Source organism: Streptomyces sp. 3211.6 (assembly GCF_003634815.1).
Taxonomy (GTDB): Bacteria; Actinomycetota; Actinomycetes; order Streptomycetales; family Streptomycetaceae; genus Streptomyces; species Streptomyces katrae_A.
The window spans coordinates 3,796,475-3,815,282 of record NZ_RBXC01000001.1 but is presented as its reverse complement, the minus strand read 5'-3'; the positions used below and the strand labels follow the sequence as shown (position 1 = coordinate 3,815,282).

Genomic DNA, 18,808 nt, shown 5'->3' with positions numbered 1-18,808 from the left:
GCCATCGGGCTCCAGGAGACGATCGGCCCGAAGGCGATGCCCAGCAGCCACCGGAGACGCAGGAAGGGCCTGATCCACTGAGTGGATCAGGCCCTTGACCTGGTCTTACGAAGTCGGGGTGGCGGGATTTGAACCCACGACCTCTTCGTCCCGAACGAAGCGCGCTGCCAAGCTGCGCTACACCCCGATCGCCGCCCCGGCGTTTCTGCCTGGCGACATCGATTACTTTAGCGGACCCGGCGCCGGAGACGAAATCCGGTTTTCGCGGGGTGCCCGCGGGGGCCCCGCCCGGGTTCTAGGGCTTCGGGGCGAGGGTCAGGAGGGTGGCCTCCGGGGGGCAGGCGAAGCGGACCGGGGTGAAGCGGTTGGTGCCGCAGCCCGCCGAGACGTGGAGGTAGGCGCGCTCGCCCCCGGCCTCGTACGTCGACAGCCCCTTGACCCGCTTCGTGTCGAGGTCGCAGTTGGTGACCAGGGCCCCGTAGAAGGGGATGCACAGCTGGCCGCCGTGCGTGTGCCCGGCCAGGATCAGCGGGTAGTGGTCGGCGGTGAAGGACTCCAGCACCCGCAGGTACGGGGCGTGCACCACGGCGATCGAGAAGTCCGCGTCCGCTTCCGGGCCGCCCGCGACCCGCTCGTAGCGGTCGCGCTTGATGTGCGGGTCGTCCAGGCCGGTGAACGCCAGCTCCATGCCGCCCAGCTTCAGCCGGCCCCGGGTGTTGGTCAGGTTCAGCCAGCCCGCCGCGTCGAAGGCGTCCCGCATCCCCTCCCAGGGGTTGTGGACGGCGCCGACGACCGGCTTGTTGCCGTTCAGGCCGTGCCGGCCCTGGGCCTTCTCGATCAGGTAGCGGCCCGGGTTGCGCAGCCGCGGCCCGTAGTAGTCGTTGGAGCCGAAGACGTACACGCCCGGGAACTCCATCAGCGGACCGAGCGCGTCGAGGAGCTCCGGCACGCCCTCGGTGTCGGAGAGGTTGTCACCGGTGTTGACGACGAAATCGGGGCGCAGCCCGGCGAGGGACTGGAGCCAGGCGCGCTTCTTGCGCTGCCCGCCGACCATGTGGATGTCCGACACCTGCAGGACGCGCAGCGGGCGGGCCCCGGCGGGGAGCACCGGAACGGTGACCCGGCGCAGCCGGAAGGAGCGGGCCTCGAACCCGGCGGCGTAGGCCACTCCCGCGGCCCCCACCGCCGCGACCGAGGCGGTGACCTTCAGGGGTACTCCGTAACGCGCACGCATGGCCCCATGGTCGCAGACGCGGAAAACGGATGGGCGCCACAGCCCCCGCACCTGGCAGACTCAAGGGCATGACCACGCTCAAGGCCAAGCTCCAGGAAGACCTCACCACCGCCATCAAGGCGCGCGACGAACTCGGTTCGTCCACGCTGCGCCTGACCCTCGCCGCCATCACCAAGGAGGAGGTCGCGGGCAAGGAGGCGCGCGTGCTCTCCGACGACGAGGTCCTCAAGGTGATCGCGAAGGAGGCGAAGAAGCGCCGCGAGGCCGCGGAGGCCTTCGCCCAGGGCGGCCGCGACGAGCAGGCCGCGCGCGAGACGGCGGAGGGCGAGTTCCTCGACGCCTACCTGCCCAAGCAGCTCGGCGACGACGAGCTCGACGCGATCGTGGCCGCGGCGGTCGAGGAGGCCAGGGCGGCCGGTGCCGAGGGGCCGCGGGCCATGGGCGCCGTCATGAAGATCGTGAACCCGAAGGTGGCGGGTCTGGCGGAGGGCGGCCGCGTCGCCGCCGCCGTCAAGAAGCGGCTTTCGTAAGTCGCGCGGGGAAGACGGGGGAGGGCCCCGGCCGGATGATCCGGCCGGGGCCCTCCCCCGTGCTGCTACTGGGTTTCGTTGCCCCCGATCAGGCCCGGGTCCGCGGGGAGCCCGGGGATCGGGTTGACCGGCGGGTCGGCCGGGGTGCCGGCACCGCCGGCCGTGCCGGGCCGGCTGTCGCCGGGCTTGCCGTCGCCGCCCGGCTTGCCGGGCTTCCCGGGCTTGCGCGGGTTCGTCGGCTGGTTCGGGGTGTTGCCCCGTCCGCCGCCGCCGTTGCCGCCGGCCCCGCCGCCGTTGCCGCCGCCGCCCCCGACCACCGGGTCCGGGACGTGGACGTTCGCGAAGGGCGGTGCCTCCCGGCCGGCCAGCGCGCCCGAGACCGCGTCCTTCCAGATCGGGCCGGGCAGGCCGCCGCCGAAGACCTTCGGGTAGTACTGACCGCCGATGGTGATGTCCTCCATCGTGATCTTCTTCGCGCCGCCGGAGCCGACCCACACCGCGCCGGACATGTTCGGGGTGTAGCCCACGAACCAGGCGTTGTAGCGGTTGTCGGTGGTACCGGTCTTGCCCGCGTTGTCGCGGTCGGTCAGGCCGGCCTTCTCACCGGTGCCGGAGTCGACCACTCCGCGCAGCAGGTTGTTGATCGTGTCGGCGGTGTCCTGGGACATGGCCCGATCGCACTTGCTCTTGGGCACCGCGAGCGCCTTGCCGTGGGCGTCGGTGATCGACTCCAGGGCGATCGGGGTGCAGTAGACGCCCCGGTTGGCGAATGCGGCGTACGCGTTGGCCATCGTCAGCGGGGACATCTCGGCCGAGCCGAGCGCGATGGACGGCTCCTCGGGCAGCTTCACCCCGCTGGCCGGGACCACGCCGAGCTTCTGCGTCATCTCCGTCACCGGGCAGAGCCCGATGTCGGAGATCATCTGCACGAAGTAGGTGTTGATGGACTTCTCCATCGCCGTCTTCAGCGCGTACGGGCCCTGCTCGTCCGCCGTCTCGTTCTGGGCGGTCTGCAGCTTGCCGCCGTCCAGCGGCAGGTTCTGCCACGGCGGGGTGCCCTCGCACCGGGAGACCGGGCTCGGGTAGTCCATCTTGTTCGGAGCCGAGTAGACCTTCGTCGGCTCCACTCCCTTCTCTATGGCCGCGGCCGCGATGAAGGGCTTGAACGTGGAGCCGACCTGGAAGCCGAAGTTGGAGCCGCCCATCCGCTTGTCGACGGAGTAGTTGATCTGCGTCTCGTTCTTCCCGAAGCCGTACGGCTTGGACTGGCCCATCGCCAGGATCCGGCCCGTGCCCGGCTGGACCATGGTCACGGCCGTGGCGATCGAGTCGTCCTGGTTGACGTGGTCGCGGATCGAGTTGTTCGCGGCGTCCTGCGACTGCGGGTCCAGGGTGGTGCGGACCGTCAGACCGCCCTGGTTCCAGACCTTCGCCCGCTCCTCGCGGGTCTTGCCGAAGACCGGGTCGGACAGGAAGGTGTTGCGCACGTAGTCGCAGAAGAAGCCGGCACCCTTGACGGCGGTGATGCAGCCGTTCTTCGGGCGGGTCACCTTCAGGGTGACCGGCAGCTTCTTCGCCTCGTCGGCCTCGGCCTGCGAGATGTCCTTCACGTCGGCCATCCGCTGGAGGACGACGTTGCGGCGCTTCATCGCCTCCTGCGCGTCGTTCACCGGGTCGAACCGGCTCGGCGACTGCACGACGCCGGCCAGCAGGGCCGACTCGTCCAGGGTCAGGTCCTTGGCCGGCTTGCTGAAGTAGCGCTGGGCCGCGGACTCGATGCCGTAGGCCGCCTGCCCGAAGTAGGTGATGTTGAGGTAGTTCTCGAGGATCTTCTTCTTCCCGAGCTCCTCCTCGACCTGGATCGAGTACTTCAGCTCGCGGATCTTGCGCCCGAGGCTCTTCTGCTGCGCCTCGGCGACCTTGGCCGGGTCGTCGCCGGCCTCCTCGACGAAGACGTTCTTCACGTACTGCTGCGTCAGCGTGGAGGCGCCCTGCGCGGCGCCGCCCTCCTGCGCGTTGCGGTTGACCGCGCGCAGGATGCCCTTGAGGTCGACGGCGCCGTGCTCGTAGAAACGCGAGTCCTCGATCGCGACGATCGCCTTCTGCATGTACGGCGAGATGGCCGTGAGCGGGACCACCTGCCGGTCCCGCGAATAGACGGTGGCGATCAGGCCACCCTCGGCGTCCAGAATGGTGGTCCGCTGGCTCAGCGGAGGCGTCTTGAGATTGGCCGGGATCTCATCGAAACCCTCGACGGTGCCCTTGGCGGCGAGACCCAGCGCACCGGCGCCCGGGATCGCGATGCCGGCGAGAACGACTCCGGAGAGAACCGACAAACCGAGGAACCTGGTGGCCTGCTGCGGCCCCGTGAGCCCTGCGCCCGAGCGCTTCTTTCCCATGGAGGGCAGCCTACGTTCTCATTCGCCGGACACGCGCGAATGCCTTGGCCTAAGCTGTCCCCAACTGTCACAGGAGTGTGGTGCGACATCAACCCTTCGGCTTGATTTTCACCCTTCCCGAATGGGGTGGACGGATGTCCGAATCTCGCCCTTCGCTCTGACGGCCGCTCACCGGCGCTTCCCTGATTTCACCCGAATCGCCGGAATGGCCGGGCATGTCGCCGGATCACTCCGTCGGGTGATCTGCCGCTTACCCATAGTCCGTTCGGACCATTCAAGATTGGGCCCGTCGGGGGTGTTGCGGCGTCCTCGCCTTCCGTAACGTCCTCAACTGGCAGCGGTGAATATGCCGCTACCGCCGTGGGGGAGCCTCGATTCGGGAGAGGACGGCACCGGGATGGGCTGGGTAACCGACTGGAGTGCGCAGGCAGCCTGCCGCACTACCGATCCGGATGAACTGTTCGTTCAAGGAGCGGCACAGAACAGGGCCAAGGCGGTGTGCACCGGATGCCCGGTGCGGACCGAGTGCCTGGCCGACGCGCTCGACAATCGTGTCGAGTTCGGAGTGTGGGGCGGAATGACCGAGCGGGAACGGCGCGCTTTGTTGCGCAGGCGTCCCACCGTCACCTCGTGGCGACGGCTGCTCGAAACCGCTCGCACGGAGTACGAGCGCAGTACCGGCATCCTCACCGTGGATGTCGGCGCGGAGATCGACGTGGCGTACGAGACCTACGCGGCGGCCGGGTAGCCACCCGGACACCGCGCAGGAAGCACTCGTCACCACGGTCAAGCTCCGGCCGGAACCCCGGCCGCGAGTCGCTCTCCGATGGCCCGCAGCCCGGCGAGGTCGTGCACATCGCCGGGCAGGGCGGCCACTTCGGCCACCGCCACCTCGGGATGCAGCGAGGTGAAGCGATCGCGCGTGCGCTGTTCCCGCGCGATCACCTGCATGCGTTCCGCGTGCAGGCGCAGCAGCCCCGCAGTGATCGCGTCAGCGTCACCGGAGCCGTCCGCGGTGTTCATGTCGTCCACGTCGTCCACGGCGGGGGAGCCGTCGTCGGCGTCACGAAGTCCAGCTTTCCCGGGCTCCTGATCGACAATGCCGCCTTCTTCAAGATTCTCTGCAGCCGCCAGCGCCCGCTCCGCGGACAGCTGCCGCGCGTCGCTGCCGTGCACCCGGTTCAGCACCAGACCCGCCAGCGGCATGCTCTCGGCGGCCAGCCGTTCCACGAAGTACGCCGCCTCGCGCAGCGCGTCCGGCTCGGGCGCCGCGACCACCAGGAAGGCCGTGCCCGGCGCCTGGAGCAGACGGAACGTCGCGTCGGCGCGGGTGCGGAACCCGCCGAACATCGTGTCCATCGCCGCCACGAACGTCTGCACGTCCTTCAGCAGCGAAGCCCCCATCAGCTTGCTCAGCGTGCCGGTCATCATCGACATGCCGACGTTCAGGAACTTCATCCCGGCCCGCCCGCCGACCTTCGCCGGAGCCATCAGCACCCGGATGAACTTCCCGTCCAGGAAGGACCCCAGCCGCTTCGGCGCGTCGAGGAAGTCCAGCGCGGAGCGGCTCGGCGGGGTGTCCACGACGATCAGGTCCCAGTCGTCCTTCGCCCGCAGCTGGCCCAGCTTCTCCATCGCCATGTACTCCTGCGTGCCCGCGAAGCCGGCCGACAGGGACTGGTAGAAGGGGTTCGCCAGGATCGCCCGCGCCCGCTCGCGGTCCGCGTGCGCCTCGACGATCTCGTCGAAGGTCCGCTTCATGTCCAGCATCATGGCGTGCAGTTCACCGCCGTCGCCGTCCACCCCCTCGACCCTGCGCGGGGTGTTGTCCAGCGAGTCGATGCCCATCGACTGCGCCAGCCGGCGCGCCGGGTCGATGGTCAGCACCACCACCTTCCGCCCCCGCTCGGCCGCCCGTACGCCCAGCGCCGCGGCCGTCGTGGTCTTGCCGACCCCGCCCGCGCCGCAGCACACGATGATCCGCGTCGTGGGGTCGTCCAGCAGCGCGTCGACCGCCAGCCGCTGCGGCGTGTCCAGGCCCATGGTGTTCCCGCTCCCGCTCATTGCGCGTCCGCCTGCTTGCGCAGCTCCGTCGCCAGCTCGTACAGCCCGGCCAGCTCCATCCCCGAGCCCAGCAGGGGGAGTTCGTACGTCGGCACCTGAAGCCCCGCCAGCACCGCGCGCTGCTCCCGCTCCAGCTCGACGCGGCTCGCGTGCTCGGCGGCCTGTGCCAGCAGCGGCTCCACCAGCCGCTCGGCCAGCCCGCCCCGCCGGGCCCCGCCGAGACCCGCCCGGGACAGGGCCTTGGCGATTCCGGGGCGCCGGCCCTCGGCGGCCGTGCGCAGGGTGTCCTCGTCCAGGTGGTGCGGGCGCACCATGTTGACGATGACCCGCCCGAACGGAAGTCCGGCCGTGCGCAGTTCCTCGATCCCGTCGGCGGTCTCCTGGACCGGCATCTCCTCCAGCAGGGTCACCAGGTGCACGGCGGTGTCCGGGGACTTGAGCACCTTCATGACGGCCTGCGCCTGGTTGTGGATCGGCCCGAAGCGGGCCAGCCCCGCCACTTCGTCGTTGACGTTCAGGAAGCGGGTGATCCGGCCGGTCGGCGGGGCGTCCATGATCACGTGGTCGTAGACGAACCGCCCGGCCTTGTCTTTCCGCCGCACCGCCTCGCACGCCTTGCCGGTCAGCAGGACGTCCCGCAGACCGGGTGCGATGGTCGTCGCGAAGTCGATGGCCCCGAGCTTCTTCAGGGCGCGTCCCGCCGACCCGAGCTTGTAGAACATCTGGAGGTAGTCCAGCAGCGCCCGCTCCGCGTCGATGGCGAGCGCGTACACCTCTCCGCCGCCCACGCCCGGCGCGACGGCGATCTTCCGCTCCTCGTAGGGGAGCGCTTCCGTGCCGAATAGCTGTGCGATGCCCTGCCTGCCCTCGACCTCCACGAGTAGAGTCCGCCTGCCCTCGCGCGCGAGGGCCAGCGCGAGTGCGGCGGCGACCGTGGTCTTGCCGGTGCCGCCCTTGCCGCTGACCACCTGGAGCCTGCTCACAACCTCCGAGCCTAACCACTCCCGCTCAGGCGTTACGCTCGCCCCCATGACCAAGAAGTTCGAATACGCGACGGTCCCCCTGCTGGTCCACGCCACCAAGCAGATCCTGGACACCTGGGGCGAGGACGGCTGGGAGCTCGTCCAGGTCGTGCCCGGCCCGAACAACCCCGAGCAGCTCGTGGCCTACCTCAAGCGGGAGAAGGCATGAGCGGCGCCGTCGAGGCCCGGCTCGCCGAGCTCGGCCTGACCCTCCCCGAGGTCGTCCCGCCGCTGGCCGCGTACCAGCCGGCGGTGCGCTCGGGCGCGTACGTGTACACCGCGGGGCAGCTCCCGATGGTGCAGGGCAAGCTCCCGCTGACCGGCAAGGTCGGCGCGGAGGTTTCGCCGGAGCAGGCCAAGGAGCTGGCGGCGACGTGCGCGCTGAACGCGCTGGCCGCCGTGAAGTCCGTGGCCGGTGACCTGGACCGGATCGCGCGCGTGGTGAAGGTCGTCGGCTTCGTCGCCTCGGCCCCCGACTTCACGGGGCAGCCGGGCGTGCTGAACGGCGCGAGCGAGCTGCTGGGCGAGGTCCTCGGCGACAAGGGCGTGCACGCCCGCAGCGCGGTCGGCGTGGCGGTCCTCCCGCTGGACGCCCCGGTCGAGGTCGAGATCCAGGTGGAACTCGCCCCGGACGCCTGAGGGCCCTTCTCGGCCTCGCCGTACCGCTCGCGCCGCCCGGCGCCGGGGCGCCTTGCCGGCCCCGCGCCGCTGCGCCGGACTCCGCCCGCCGGTGGCCGGGCGGGGCGGTTCCCCGGGCGCTGCGCGCCCGTCGCCTCCCAGGCCGGCGGGGCTGTGAACGGCCCCGCCGGCATCCGAGGCACAACGGCCGCACCCGCGACGGCCGCCCCCTGCGACGGCCGGGGGCCGCGGCGCAGGACCCGTGACGGCTGGGGCAGCGACGGCCGCACCCGCGACGGCCGCACCCGCGACGGCCGCACCCGCGACGGCCGCCCCCCCCCGCGACGGCCGGGGGCCGCGGCGCAGGACCCGTGACGGCTGGGGCAGCGACGGCAGGACCCGTGACGGCAGGACCCGTGACGGCCGGGGGCCGCGGCGCCGGACCCGTGACGGCCGGGGGCCGCGGCGCCGGACCCGCGGCGCCGGACCCGCCGTGGCCGGGGCCCCGTCCGGCAGGCCGGCGGACGCCGTCCGGCAGGAGCGGCCCTCGAACATCGGGCCGGATGGTCGTAGCATCCGGCCATGCCGAATGGTCAGCACGGTCAGCCCTCGCCCGAGCCCCCCGCCGGAGGCCAGTGGTACCCCCCGGAGTGGCCCGCCCGCATCCGCGCCCTGGCGGAAGGCGCCCTCACCCCCGCGGAGCCCCGGCGCGCCGCCACGGTGATGCTGCTCCGCGACACCCCCGCCGGCCCGGCCGTGCACATGCTGCGCCGCCGCTCCTCCATGGCGTTCGCCGGCGGCGCCTACGCCTACCCCGGCGGCGGGGTCGACCCCCGCGACGAGGACCACCGCATCGGCTGGGCCGGCCCGGACCAGGAGCAGTGGGCGGCACGCCTCGGTACCGACGCCGCCACCGCCCAGGCGATCGTCTGCGGCGCGGTCCGCGAGACCTTCGAGGAGGCGGGCGTCCTGCTCGCCGGGAAGACCCCGGACACCGTCGTCGGCGACACCACCGGGGACGACTGGGAGGCCGACCGGCAGGCCCTCGTCGGCCGCGAGCTGTCCTTCGCCGAGTTCCTCGACCGCCGCGGCCTGCTGCTGCGCTCCGACCTGCTCGGGGCCTGGGCCCGCTGGATCACCCCCGAGTTCGAGCCCCGCCGCTACGACACGTGGTTCTTCGTCGCCGCCCTCCCGGAGGGCCAGCGCACGCGCAACGCCTCCACCGAGGCCGACCGGACCGTCTGGATCCGCCCGCAGGACGCCGCCGCCGGCTACGACGCGGGCGAGCTGCTGATGATGCCGCCCACCATCTCCACCCTGCGCTCCCTGGAGCCGTACGGGGCCGCCGCCGACGCCCTCGCGGCGTCCGGCGCGCAGGACCTCACCCCGGTGCTGGCCGAGGCCACGCTGGAGGACGGCGTGGTCGTGCTCAGCTGGCCGGGCCACGACGAGTTCACCAAGCGCGTCACCCTCGGAGGAGGCCCCGCATGACCGACGCAGCGGCCCTGCCCGGCCAGCCCCGCGGAACGGTCGTCTCCGGACCGGCCACCGCCCGCGCGGTCAACATCCTGGCCCCCAACCCGTCGGCCATGACCCTGGACGGCACCAACACCTGGCTGGTCTCCGAGCCCGACTCCGAGCTCGCCGTCGTCATCGACCCGGGCCCCCTCGACGAGGCGCACCTGCGCGCCGTCATCGCCACCGCCGAGCAGGCGGGCAAGCGGGTCGCGCTGACCCTCCTCACCCACGGCCACCCCGACCACGCCGAGGGCGCCGGCCGCTTCGCCGAGCTGACCGGCACCAAGGTGCGCGCCCTGGACCCGGCGCTGCGCCTGGGCGACGAGGGCCTGGCCGCGGGGAACGTGATCCGCACCGGCGGCCTGGAGATGCGGGTCGTGGCCACGCCCGGCCACACCGCCGACTCCCTGTGCTTCCACCTGCCGGCCGACGGGGCCGTGCTGACCGGCGACACCATCCTGGGCCGCGGGACGACCGTCGTCGCGCACCCCGACGGCCGCCTGGGCGACTACCTGGACTCCCTGCGCCGCCTGCGCTCCCTCACCGTCGACGACGGGGTCCACACCGTGCTGCCGGGGCACGGCCCGGTCCTGGAGGACGCGCAGGGCGCCGTGGAGTACTACCTGGCCCACCGCGCCCACCGGCTCGCCCAGGTCGAGACGGCGGTCGAGGACGGTCTGGTCACCCCGGAGGCCGTCGTCGCCCACGTCTACGCGGACGTGGACCGCTCGCTGTGGCCGGCCGCCGAATGGTCCGTGCGCGCGCAGCTCGAGTACCTTCGTGAACACGGACTGATCCCGGGGGGACCTGAATGAACACGCTGTACGTGCTGCTCGCGGTGCTCGCGGCCGCGGGCTGGATCACCTCCACGGTGAGCCTGCGCATGCGCGCCCTGCAGGACCGCGCGGACCGGCTGGAGCGGCGGCTCGGCCTGGTGCTGGAGCACCTGGGCGTCGAGGAGCCGGAGCCGGCCGGGCTGGACGGAGTACGCGCGCTGATGCGCGAGGGCCGGACCGTCTCGGCGATCAAGGCCTACCGGGAGATCACCGGCGCGGGCCTGGCGGAGGCCAAGCAGGCCGTCGAGTCCCTGGACCTGGCGGGCAAGGCCCGGGGCTGACCCTCACGCCCCCGGCCGCGGGGCCTTCGTGCCGTGCCGGGCCCCGTACTCCGCCGCCAGCCACGGACCGAGGTCGTCCAGGTACCGGCGGGCCACGGCCGGGTCCTCGACCGGCTCCAGGGCCACGGCGGCGGCCTCGCGCAGCTGCGCCGCCCGCTCGGGGTAGTAGCGGCCGAAGACCTCCGCGGACTCGGCGAGGTCGCTGGTCCAGCCGCCCCACTCGGGCATGACCAGCGTGAAGGCGGTCCGCACCAGGTGCCGCGAGAAGAACCGGTTCATCCGGCGGAACTCGGCGGGCTCCGTCGCCGCCTCCCACCGGTCCCGCCACCGGGGCAGCAGGGCGGCCAGGTCGCCGTTGGTCTCCCGCGCGAGCAGGCTGTCGGGCCGGTAGCGGGGCAGGTGCTCGGCCAGGTCGGCGCCGAGCAGCGGGGTGCACAGGCAGGCCAGGAACCAGCCCAGGTCGTAACGTTCCTGCTCGCTCAGCAGCCGGTCCTTGCCGTAGAGCAGGATCCCGACGCCGTCGATCTGCGGGAAGTCCTGGTCGAGCCCGCGGCCCAGTACCTCGGCGGTGTCCCGGTCCTCGTCGGCGGGTTCCCGGTGCAGGGCGATCAGCAGGTCGAGGTCGGAGCGGCCGGGGCGGGCGGTGCCGCGCGGCACGGAACCGTACAGGTAGGCGCTGTGGAGCCGGTTCCCGTACGCCTCCACGAGCCGGCCGCGCGCGGCGGCGACGAGGTCCGCGAACGCGGGCTGGATCCTGCCGAGGGAGCCCTCCCGCTCGAAGTACCCGTCCGCGTCCAGCCCTCTGAGATCCATGATCCCTACTGTGCCCGGCGCACGGCCCGGGCCGCGGGCATTTACGTCCGGCGGCCCGGCCCGCGCCGCCGGACGCGCGCAGGGGCCCCGTCCGACACCCGGACGGGGCCCCTGCGCGAAGCTTGGTCAGCGCGAGCGCTTGGCGAGCCGCTCCACGTCCAGCAGGATCACGGCGCGCGCCTCCAGGCGCAGCCAGCCGCGGCCCGCGAAGTCGGCGAGCGCCTTGTTCACGGTCTCGCGCGAGGCGCCGACGAGCTGGGCGAGCTCCTCCTGCGTGAGGTCGTGGACGACGTGGATGCCCTCCTCCGACTGCACGCCGAAGCGGCGCGACAGGTCGAGGAGCGCGCGGGCCACGCGGCCCGGGACGTCGGAGAAGACCAGGTCGGACATCTGGTCGTTGGTCTTGCGCAGGCGCCGGGCGACGGCGCGCAGCAGGGCGGTCGCGACCTCGGGCCGGGCGTTCAGCCAGGGCTGGAGGTCGCTGTGGCCGAGGCCGAGGAGCTTGACCTCGGTCAGGGCGGTGGCGGTGGCGGTGCGCGGGCCCGGGTCGAACAGCGACAGCTCGCCGATCAGCTCGCCGGGGCCGAGGACGGCCAGCATGTTCTCGCGGCCGTCGGGGGAGGTGCGGTGCAGCTTCACCTTGCCCTCGGTCACGACGTACAGCCGGTCACCGGGGTCGCCCTCGTGGAACAGGGCGTCACCGCGTGCGAGGGTCACCTCGCCCATGGAGGCGCGGAGCTCCGCGGCCTGCTCGTCATCGAGCGCCGCGAAGAGCGGGGCGCGCCGCAGAACGTCGTCCACGAGTCTCTCTCCTATGTCGACCGGCCAGTGGGGACCGTTCCCCATTTTGCCGGACGGCTCAAACAGTGCGATCAATCACAAGGATGCCGGACGGACGGGCGTGCTGTGCGGCGAGAGGCCAATCGGGGTGGTGTTACCTGAGGTCCGGGCGGGGTGTCAGCGTCCGGCCTTAGGCTGGCCGGGTGTCCAATAAGCCGGTGAGAGCACAGGCCAAGGGGTCCGCGGGAGTGACGGCGGCCCAGAATTCAGCCGTGGGCGAACAGGCCCCTGCGGTGGCGTCCGAAACGCCCCGACCTGCCCCCCAGGGCAAAGCTTCGGCCAAGAAATCGCAGTCCGTGAAGGCCGCCGGGGCGGCCGGGCCGGCGCAGGCTGCGGAGCCCGCGACGAAGGCCGCCCGGGTCCCGCGGCCGGCCGCCGCGCCCAAGCCCGAGTCCCGCCTGGCCATGGTCCGCCGGGCCCGCCGCATCAACCGCGAGCTCGCCGAGGTGTACCCGTACGCCCATCCGGAGCTGGACTTCCGCAACCCCTTCGAGCTCCTGGTCGCCACCGTCCTCTCCGCGCAGACCACCGACCTGCGGGTGAACCAGACGACCCCGGCCCTGTTCGCCGCCTACCCGACCCCCGAGGACATGGCCGCGGCCGTGCCGGAGGAACTGGAGGAGATCATTCGGCCGACCGGGTTCTTCCGGGCGAAGGCGAAGTCCCTCCTCGGCCTCTCGCAGGCCCTGCGGGACGACTTCGGCGGCGAGGTGCCGGGCCGCATGGAAGACCTGGTCAAGCTGCCGGGAGTCGGCCGCAAAACGGCGAACGTCGTCCTCGGCAACGCCTTCGGGGTCCCCGGGATCACCGTCGACACCCACTTCGGACGGCTGGTGCGCCGGTTCAAGTGGACCGAGCAGGAGGACCCCGAGAAGGTCGAGGCGGAGATCTGCGCGATCTTCCCCAAGAGCGAGTGGACGATGCTCTCGCACCGCGTCGTCTTCCACGGCCGCCGCATCTGCCACGCCCGCCGGCCCGCCTGCGGAGCCTGCCCGATCGCCCCGCTCTGCCCGGCCTACGGGGAGGGCGAGACCGACCCGGAGAAGGCGAAGAAGCTGCTGAAGTACGAGAAGGGCGGCCAGCCGGGCCAGCGGCTCTCGCCGCCCCCGGACTACCCCGGCCTCCCCGCCGCGCCCCTGGGGGCCCGTACGGGGGCCTGAGCGGGGCGCCCGCGCCGCCGGGGGCGTGTGGCGCAGCCGCCGCGCGCCCCCGGCGGAACGAATCGGTACCCGGGCCGCGTTCAGCGGACGAGGAGAACACGGACAGGGGTTGCCCATGACGCGCGGTACGCAGGACGAGACCACGGCCGAGGCCGGGCACCGGGCCGACGGCCTGGAGCTGACGACGGCCGGCCTGCCCGGCTGGCTCGACCCCGTCGTCGAGGCGGCCCGGACGGTCCGGCCCCGCCAGCTCAGCAGCTTCCTGCCCCCCGAGGACGGCCGGGGCCGCCAGTCCGCCGTGCTGATCCTCTTCGGGGAGGGCCCGCGCGGCCCCGAGATCCTCCTCCAGGAGCGCGCCGGCACGCTGCGCTCGCATGCCGGCCAGCCCTCCTTCCCGGGCGGCGCCCTGGACCCGCAGGACGGCGATCCGCACACCACCGGCCCGCTGCGCGCCGCGCTGCGGGAGGCCGAGGAGGAGACCGGGCTGGACCCGGCGGGCGTGCAGCTCTTCGGCGTACTGCCCCGGCTCTACATCCCGGTCAGCGAGTTCGTCGTGACCCCGGTGCTCGGCTGGTGGCGCGAGCCCTCGCCGGTCGGCCCGGTGGACCCGGCGGAGACTGCCCGGGTCTTCACGGTGCCCGTGGCGGATCTCACGGACCCCGCCCACCGGGTCACCGTGGTCCACCCGAGGGGCCATCAGGGGCCCGCCTTCACCGTGGAATCGGCCCTGGTCTGGGGTTTCACCGCCGGGGTCATCGACCGGATCCTGCACTTCGCGGGCTGGGAACGCCCGTGGGACCGCTCACGTCACGTCCCGCTCGACTGGCACGCATGAGACGGTGACCCTCGTGAACGTGCTGGACATCCTGTTGCTGCTCGCGGCCGTGTGGTTCGCGATCGTCGGCTACCGCCAGGGCTTCGTCGTCGGCGTCCTGTCGGTGACCGGCTTCCTGGGCGGTGGCCTCATCGCCGTGTCCCTGCTCCCGCTGATCTGGGACCGGGTGACGGAAAACGGCACCCAGGTGTCCACCACGGTCGTGGTGATCGCCGTCGTGGTCATCATCATCTGCGCCTCGATCGGCCAGGCCCTGACCACCCATCTGGGCAACCGGCTCCGGCGCTACATCACCTGGTCACCGGCCCGCGCGCTCGACGCGACCGGCGGCGCGCTGGTCAACGTCGTCGCGATGCTGCTGGTGGCCTGGCTGATCGGCTCCGCGCTGGCCGGCACCTCACTGCCCACCCTGGGCAAGGAGGTCCGCAACTCCAAGGTGCTGCTGGGCGTGTCGCGGGTGCTGCCCGACCAGGCCAACACCTGGTTCTCGGACTTCAGCTCCACCCTCGCCCGCAACGGCCTCCCCCAGGTCTTCAGCCCCTTCTCGAACGAGCCCATCGCCGAGGTGAAGCCGCCCGACCCGGCGCTGGCCGCCGGCGCCGTCGCCCAGCAGGCCAGGCTCTCGATCGTGAAGGTCGTCGGCACCGCGCCCAGCTGCAGCAAGGTCCTGGAAGGCACCGGCTTCGTCTTCGCGCCCGGCAAGGTGATGACCAACGCCCATGTCGTCGGCGGGGTCATCGAGCCGACCGTGCAGATCGGCGGCGAGGGCAAGCTGTACGACGGCAAGGTGGTGCTCTACGACTGGGAGCGCGACATCGCCGTCCTGGATGTGCCGAAGCTGCGCGCCCCGGCCCTGGAGTTCACCGAGAAGGACGCGACGAGCAGCAGCGACGCGATCGTCGCCGGCTTCCCGGAGAACGGCGGGTACGACGTCCGCGCCGCCCGCGTCCGCGGCAGGATCAACGCCAACGGCCCGGACATCTACCACCGGGGCACCGTCCGCCGCGACGTCTACTCGCTCTACGCGACCGTCCGCCAGGGCAACTCCGGCGGCCCGCTGCTGACGCCCGAGGGCCGGGTGTACGGGGTCGTCTTCGCGAAGTCGCTCGACGACCCGAACACCGGCTACGCCCTGACGGCGGACGAGATCCGGGACGACATCCGCGTCGGCAGGATCGCCGACCGGCGGGTCGACACCCAGGGTTGCGCCCTCTGACCCGCTACACCCGTGGATGGCGCAGCCGCGCCGACACCCAGCGGGCGCGGCGGCGCAGGATGCGCGGAATCCCGAGGCGGGGGTCGTGGCCTTCGCGGCCCGCCCCCCTGTCGTGCGTGCCCGGCACCGTGGCCGAGCGGCGTTCGCGTGTGGTGTCACCGTGGTCGTGCGTCCAGCCCATACAACGAGCTGTGCCCGGCCTCCAAGGTCGGTAACCCCGTCCGCGGCGGCCAATTGGCCTATGCGCCGGGCAATTGAATGACCGTAAGCCAGTCGTACGAATAAACTGCGGACCCGTCAGGAACCGGTCATCGACCCGTCAGGTACAGGCCAAGGCTTCGTCAGGGGCGGTCGGGCTCGGGGTCCTTGAGCCAGTTCACCAGCTCGGCGGAGAAGGCGGCCGGGTCCTCCTCGTGCGGGAAGTGCCCGAGGCCGTCGAAGAGCCGCCAGCGGTAGGGAGCCTCGACGTACTCCCCGGATCCGGCGGCGCTGCGCGTACGCATCACCGGGTCCAGCGATCCGTGCAGGTGCAGCGTCGGCACCCGTACGGGCCGCTTCATCCGGCGGTAGAACTGCAGCCCGTCCGGCCGGGCCATCGAGCGCATCATCCAGCGGTAGGGCTCGATCGAGCAGTGCGCGGTGGACGGGATGCACATCGCCCGCCGGTACACGCCGAGCGCTTCCTCGTCCGAGCCCTCCTCCTGGAGCCGCGGCCCGGACCACTCCCGGATCAGCTGTCCCACGAGAGCCCCGTCGTCGGCGACCAGCTGCCGCTCGGGGATGAACGGCCGCTGGAAGCCCCAGATGTGGGAGCTCGCCCGGGTCTGCCCGACGTCGCCCAGCATGGCCGAGCGCCAGCGGCGCGGGTGCGGCATGGAGGAGACGACCAGCCGGCGCACCAGCTTGGGCCGCATCACGGCCGCCGTCCAGGCCAGGTAGCCGCCCAGGTCGTGTCCGACGAGGGCGGCGTCCGGCTCGCCGAGGGAGCGGATGACCCCGGTGACGTCGAGCGCGAGGTTCGCCGGGTCGTAGCCGCGCGGGGTGCGGTCGCTGCCGCCCACTCCGCGCAGGTCCATCGCCACCGCGCGGTACCCGGCGTCCGCGAGGGCGGTCAGCTGGTGCCGCCAGGTCCACCAGAACTGCGGGAAGCCGTGCAGCAGGAGGACCAGCGGTCCGTCGCCGAGCTCCGCGACGTGGAACCGGGCGCCGTTGGCCGCGACGTCCCGGTGAGTCACCGCCCTGCCGTCCGGCAGGGCGATCCGTACCGCCGTGGCGGCGGTGGGCGGAGTGCTGGAGTCCGGCGAGGGGGCTGTCATGAGGACGAGCGTGCCACACCCACGGCCTGGTCACTCACCGGCCGCGGATGCGGCTTGACGGTTCCCACCACCGCGGCGGTCTGCTTGACGGAGTCCATCGTCTTCACCGGCGGCTTGATCTTCTTGAACTTGGCCACCGCCAGCAGCCCGACCAGCCCCGCCAGCAGCCAGAACGCGCCGCCGACGATGAGGAAGGACCAGGCGAGCCCGAGACCGAGGTTGTGGATGCCGTAGGCCGCGGCGAAACTCAGTACGGGGAGGGAGAAGAGCACGAGCACGCCCGCCGCGATCGCGGCGCCGCTGCCGATGCCCGCGCGCTTGACGTCCTGCTTGATCTCCACCTTGGCGAGCGCGATCTCGTCGTGCACCAGGGCGGACATCTCGGCGGTGGCCGCGGCGACGAGCTGGCCGAGGGTGCGCTCGGCCCCCGGAGCCCCTTGGTCCACTGCGCTCATCTCTGTCTCCCTCTGTCGTCGTCTGCCGGCGGCTGTCCTCCGTCGTCAGTCAGATCATGCCGGACGGTCGGCCCGCGCGCTGGACCCGCCCGTTGCTTCGCCCGCGCCGTCGTCCGGCTCCGGGGACTGCGCCAGGGCGAGCGCGGTGGCCCGCAGGCGGTGTTCGGCCGCCTTCTCCTCGTGGATCCGAGCCATCCGCAGGTGGTACTCCGGGTTGCCCTCTTCGTAGATGTCCGGGATCCCGTCGCGGTCCTCGTCGCGCTCCTCCGCCTCGGTCAGGGAGCGGTACGTGCGGTCGCGGAGCTTGAGCATGACGCAGGCGACGACCGCCGCGATGAGCGAGCCGAGCAGGACGGCGGCCTTGACCTCGTCGGTGAGGACGGGGTCCTCGGCGAAGGCGAGTTCGCCGATCAGGAGGGAGACGGTGAAGCCGATGCCGGCCAGGGAGGCCACGGCGAGCACATCGGGCCAGGCCAGGTCCTCGCTGAGCTCCGCACGGGTGAAGCGGGCGGCCAGCCAGGTGCCGCCGAAGATGCCCACCGTCTTGCCGACGACCAGGCCGAGGACCACGCCCAGGGTCTCGGGGCGGGTGAAGACCTGCGCGATCGCCCCGCCCGAAAGGGAGACCCCGGCGGAGAACAGGGCGAAGAGGGGCACGGCCAGGCCGGCCGACAGGGGCCGGACCAGGTGCTCGATGTGCTCGCCCGGGGAGTGCTCTTCGCCCTCCCGGCGGGTGCAGCGCAGCATCAGGCCCATGGCGACGCCGGCGATGGTGGCGTGGACGCCGCTGTTGTACATCAGGCCCCAGATGACCAGCGCCAGCGGCACGTAGACGTACCAGCCGCGGACCCCGGCACGCAGCAGGAACCAGAAGAGGACCAGGCCGGCGACGGCCCCGCCCAGCGCGGCGAAGTCGATGCTGCCGGTGAAGAACACCGCGATGATCAGGATGGCGAAGAGGTCGTCGACGACGGCCAGGGTCAGCAGGAAGGCGCGCAGCGCGGAGGGCAGCGAGGTGCCGATGACCGCGAGGACGGCGAGGGCGAAGGCGATGTCGGTGGCGGTGGGGACCGCCCAGCCGTCGGTCGAGCCGCCGCCGAGGGTGTTGACCAGGAAGTAGACCAGCGCGGGTACGGCCATGCCGCAGACGGCGGCGATGACGGGGAGCGCGGCGGCCTTGGCGTCGCGCAGGTCGCCCGCGACGAGTTCCCGCTTGAGCTCGATGCCGGCGACGAAGAAGAAGACCGCAAGCAGGCCGTCGGCCGCCCAGTGCTGGAGCGAGAGGTCCAGGCCGAGGGAGGCGGGGCCGATGTGGAAGGAACGGACGTCGGCGAAGCTGTCCGATATCGCGGGTATGTTCGCCCACAGGAGTGCGGCGATCGCGGCCACCAGCAGCAGGACGCCGCCGACGGTCTCGGTGCGCAGCGCGTCCGCGACGAAGCGGTGCTCGGGGAGGGAGAGCCGTCCGAGGAGCTTGCGGCGGGGTGCGGGCGTGGCCACGGGGGGACCTCCGGTTGGTCGACGGCATGACGCATGCAGTTGCCGACCAGACTTCCCGGCACACCCAGAGACTTCAGTGAGGCTTCGTTGAGGCTTTAGGGCGTCAAATCTTGACGCTTCTCATATTTTACAGGGTCCGTTCCGTCGTATCGGGTGATCTTCACCTTAAAC

20 protein-coding genes and 1 tRNA gene are annotated in these 18,808 nt (G+C 72.3%); 10 read left to right on the top strand and 11 right to left on the bottom strand.

Features of this window, described 5'->3' with window-relative positions; genetic code table 11:
• Window positions 1-113: 113 nt before the first annotated feature.
• Window positions 114-187: transfer RNA gene (locus tag BX286_RS17460), tRNA-Pro, on the bottom strand.
• Between the two features lie 108 nt (window positions 188-295).
• Window positions 296-1,234, bottom strand: coding sequence for a metallophosphoesterase (locus BX286_RS17455; protein ID WP_079428226.1), 939 nt, complete (start codon window positions 1,232-1,234; stop codon window positions 296-298).
• Window positions 1,235-1,302: 68 nt separating this feature from the next.
• Between BX286_RS17455 and BX286_RS17450 the strand changes: the two genes are divergently transcribed.
• Window positions 1,303-1,764 (top strand): GatB/YqeY domain-containing protein, encoded by a 462-nt coding sequence (locus BX286_RS17450; protein ID WP_079428224.1) that lies wholly within the window; start codon window positions 1,303-1,305, stop codon window positions 1,762-1,764.
• Between the two features lie 65 nt (window positions 1,765-1,829).
• Here BX286_RS17450 and BX286_RS17445 read toward each other — a convergent pair whose 3' ends face one another.
• Window positions 1,830-4,163 carry a transglycosylase domain-containing protein gene (locus BX286_RS17445; RefSeq protein WP_121015428.1) on the bottom strand — a complete coding sequence of 778 codons (2,334 nt, stop codon included), beginning with the start codon at window positions 4,161-4,163 and terminating at the stop codon, window positions 1,830-1,832.
• A gap of 397 nt (window positions 4,164-4,560) precedes the next feature.
• Here BX286_RS17445 and BX286_RS17435 point away from each other — a divergent pair, with 397 nt between their 5' ends.
• Entirely contained in the window at window positions 4,561-4,911 is a 351-nt protein-coding gene (locus BX286_RS17435) for a WhiB family transcriptional regulator (protein WP_052713450.1), read from the top strand.
• A gap of 38 nt (window positions 4,912-4,949) precedes the next feature.
• On the opposite strand, the gene BX286_RS17430 is transcribed toward BX286_RS17435, so the two are convergent.
• Window positions 4,950-6,206 (bottom strand): ArsA family ATPase, encoded by a 1,257-nt coding sequence (locus BX286_RS17430; RefSeq protein WP_398898894.1) that lies wholly within the window; start codon window positions 6,204-6,206, stop codon window positions 4,950-4,952.
• A gap of 17 nt (window positions 6,207-6,223) precedes the next feature.
• On the bottom strand, window positions 6,224-7,210 hold the full coding sequence (locus BX286_RS17425; RefSeq protein ID WP_079428218.1) for an ArsA-related P-loop ATPase: 987 nt from the start codon (window positions 7,208-7,210) through the stop codon (window positions 6,224-6,226).
• A 46-nt stretch (window positions 7,211-7,256) separates the two neighbouring features.
• On the opposite strand from BX286_RS17425, the gene BX286_RS17420 reads away from it, so the two are divergent.
• From BX286_RS17420 to BX286_RS17400, 5 genes are all read left to right on the top strand, one after another.
• The gene (locus tag BX286_RS17420) at window positions 7,257-7,418 is read left to right on the top strand and encodes a DUF4177 domain-containing protein (RefSeq protein ID WP_007264966.1); all 162 of its coding nucleotides are present in this window, start codon (window positions 7,257-7,259) and stop codon (window positions 7,416-7,418) included.
• Window positions 7,415-7,888, top strand: coding sequence for a RidA family protein (locus BX286_RS17415; RefSeq protein WP_079428216.1), 474 nt, complete (start codon window positions 7,415-7,417; stop codon window positions 7,886-7,888). The genes BX286_RS17420 and BX286_RS17415 overlap by 4 nt, the downstream gene beginning before the upstream one ends.
• 561 nt (window positions 7,889-8,449) lie before the next feature.
• The gene (locus tag BX286_RS17410; protein ID WP_121015426.1) at window positions 8,450-9,358 is read left to right on the top strand and encodes an NUDIX hydrolase; all 909 of its coding nucleotides are present in this window, start codon (window positions 8,450-8,452) and stop codon (window positions 9,356-9,358) included.
• Window positions 9,355-10,200, top strand: a complete 846-nt coding sequence (locus BX286_RS17405) for an MBL fold metallo-hydrolase (protein WP_121015424.1) — start codon at window positions 9,355-9,357, stop codon at window positions 10,198-10,200. The genes BX286_RS17410 and BX286_RS17405 overlap by 4 nt, the downstream gene beginning before the upstream one ends.
• Window positions 10,197-10,502: a ribosomal protein L7/L12 gene (locus BX286_RS17400; RefSeq protein ID WP_079428210.1), complete on the top strand. Its 306-nt coding sequence runs from the start codon at window positions 10,197-10,199 to the stop codon at window positions 10,500-10,502. Before BX286_RS17405 ends, BX286_RS17400 begins: the two co-directional genes overlap by 4 nt.
• 3 nt (window positions 10,503-10,505) lie before the next feature.
• Here BX286_RS17400 and BX286_RS17395 read toward each other — a convergent pair whose 3' ends face one another.
• Together BX286_RS17395 and BX286_RS17390 are read right to left on the bottom strand one after the other, a co-directional pair.
• A complete protein-coding gene (locus tag BX286_RS17395) occupies window positions 10,506-11,315 on the bottom strand; it encodes a nucleotidyltransferase domain-containing protein (protein ID WP_100863408.1) in 810 nt (269 codons plus the stop codon).
• A gap of 126 nt (window positions 11,316-11,441) precedes the next feature.
• Window positions 11,442-12,116 (bottom strand): Crp/Fnr family transcriptional regulator, encoded by a 675-nt coding sequence (locus BX286_RS17390; protein WP_042811540.1) that lies wholly within the window; start codon window positions 12,114-12,116, stop codon window positions 11,442-11,444.
• Between the two features lie 335 nt (window positions 12,117-12,451).
• Here BX286_RS17390 and nth point away from each other — a divergent pair, with 335 nt between their 5' ends.
• The 3 genes from nth (at window position 12,452) to BX286_RS17375 (ending at window position 15,366) form a co-directional block, all read left to right on the top strand.
• Window positions 12,452-13,315: an endonuclease III gene (gene nth, locus BX286_RS17385; RefSeq protein WP_311736938.1), complete on the top strand. Its 864-nt coding sequence runs from the start codon at window positions 12,452-12,454 to the stop codon at window positions 13,313-13,315.
• 115 nt (window positions 13,316-13,430) lie between these two features.
• Complete coding sequence (locus tag BX286_RS17380) at window positions 13,431-14,150, top strand: CoA pyrophosphatase (protein WP_079428205.1); 720 nt, start codon at window positions 13,431-13,433, stop codon at window positions 14,148-14,150.
• A gap of 13 nt (window positions 14,151-14,163) precedes the next feature.
• A complete protein-coding gene (locus BX286_RS17375; RefSeq protein ID WP_079431796.1) occupies window positions 14,164-15,366 on the top strand; it encodes a MarP family serine protease in 1,203 nt (400 codons plus the stop codon).
• Between the two features lie 4 nt (window positions 15,367-15,370).
• Here BX286_RS17375 and BX286_RS36605 read toward each other — a convergent pair whose 3' ends face one another.
• The 4 genes from BX286_RS36605 to nhaA all read right to left on the bottom strand — a co-directional run bounded on the left by BX286_RS36605 (window position 15,371) and on the right by nhaA (window position 18,637).
• Complete coding sequence (locus BX286_RS36605; protein ID WP_187344156.1) at window positions 15,371-15,547, bottom strand: hypothetical protein; 177 nt, start codon at window positions 15,545-15,547, stop codon at window positions 15,371-15,373.
• Window positions 15,548-15,707: 160 nt separating this feature from the next.
• Window positions 15,708-16,682, bottom strand: coding sequence for an alpha/beta fold hydrolase (locus tag BX286_RS17370; RefSeq protein WP_100863409.1), 975 nt, complete (start codon window positions 16,680-16,682; stop codon window positions 15,708-15,710).
• The gene (locus BX286_RS17365) at window positions 16,679-17,137 is read right to left on the bottom strand and encodes a phage holin family protein (protein ID WP_079428200.1); all 459 of its coding nucleotides are present in this window, start codon (window positions 17,135-17,137) and stop codon (window positions 16,679-16,681) included. The genes BX286_RS17370 and BX286_RS17365 overlap by 4 nt, the downstream gene beginning before the upstream one ends.
• 54 nt (window positions 17,138-17,191) lie before the next feature.
• Window positions 17,192-18,637: a Na+/H+ antiporter NhaA gene (nhaA, locus tag BX286_RS17360; RefSeq protein ID WP_100863410.1), complete on the bottom strand. Its 1,446-nt coding sequence runs from the start codon at window positions 18,635-18,637 to the stop codon at window positions 17,192-17,194.
• Between the last annotated feature and the right edge of the window lie 171 nt (window positions 18,638-18,808).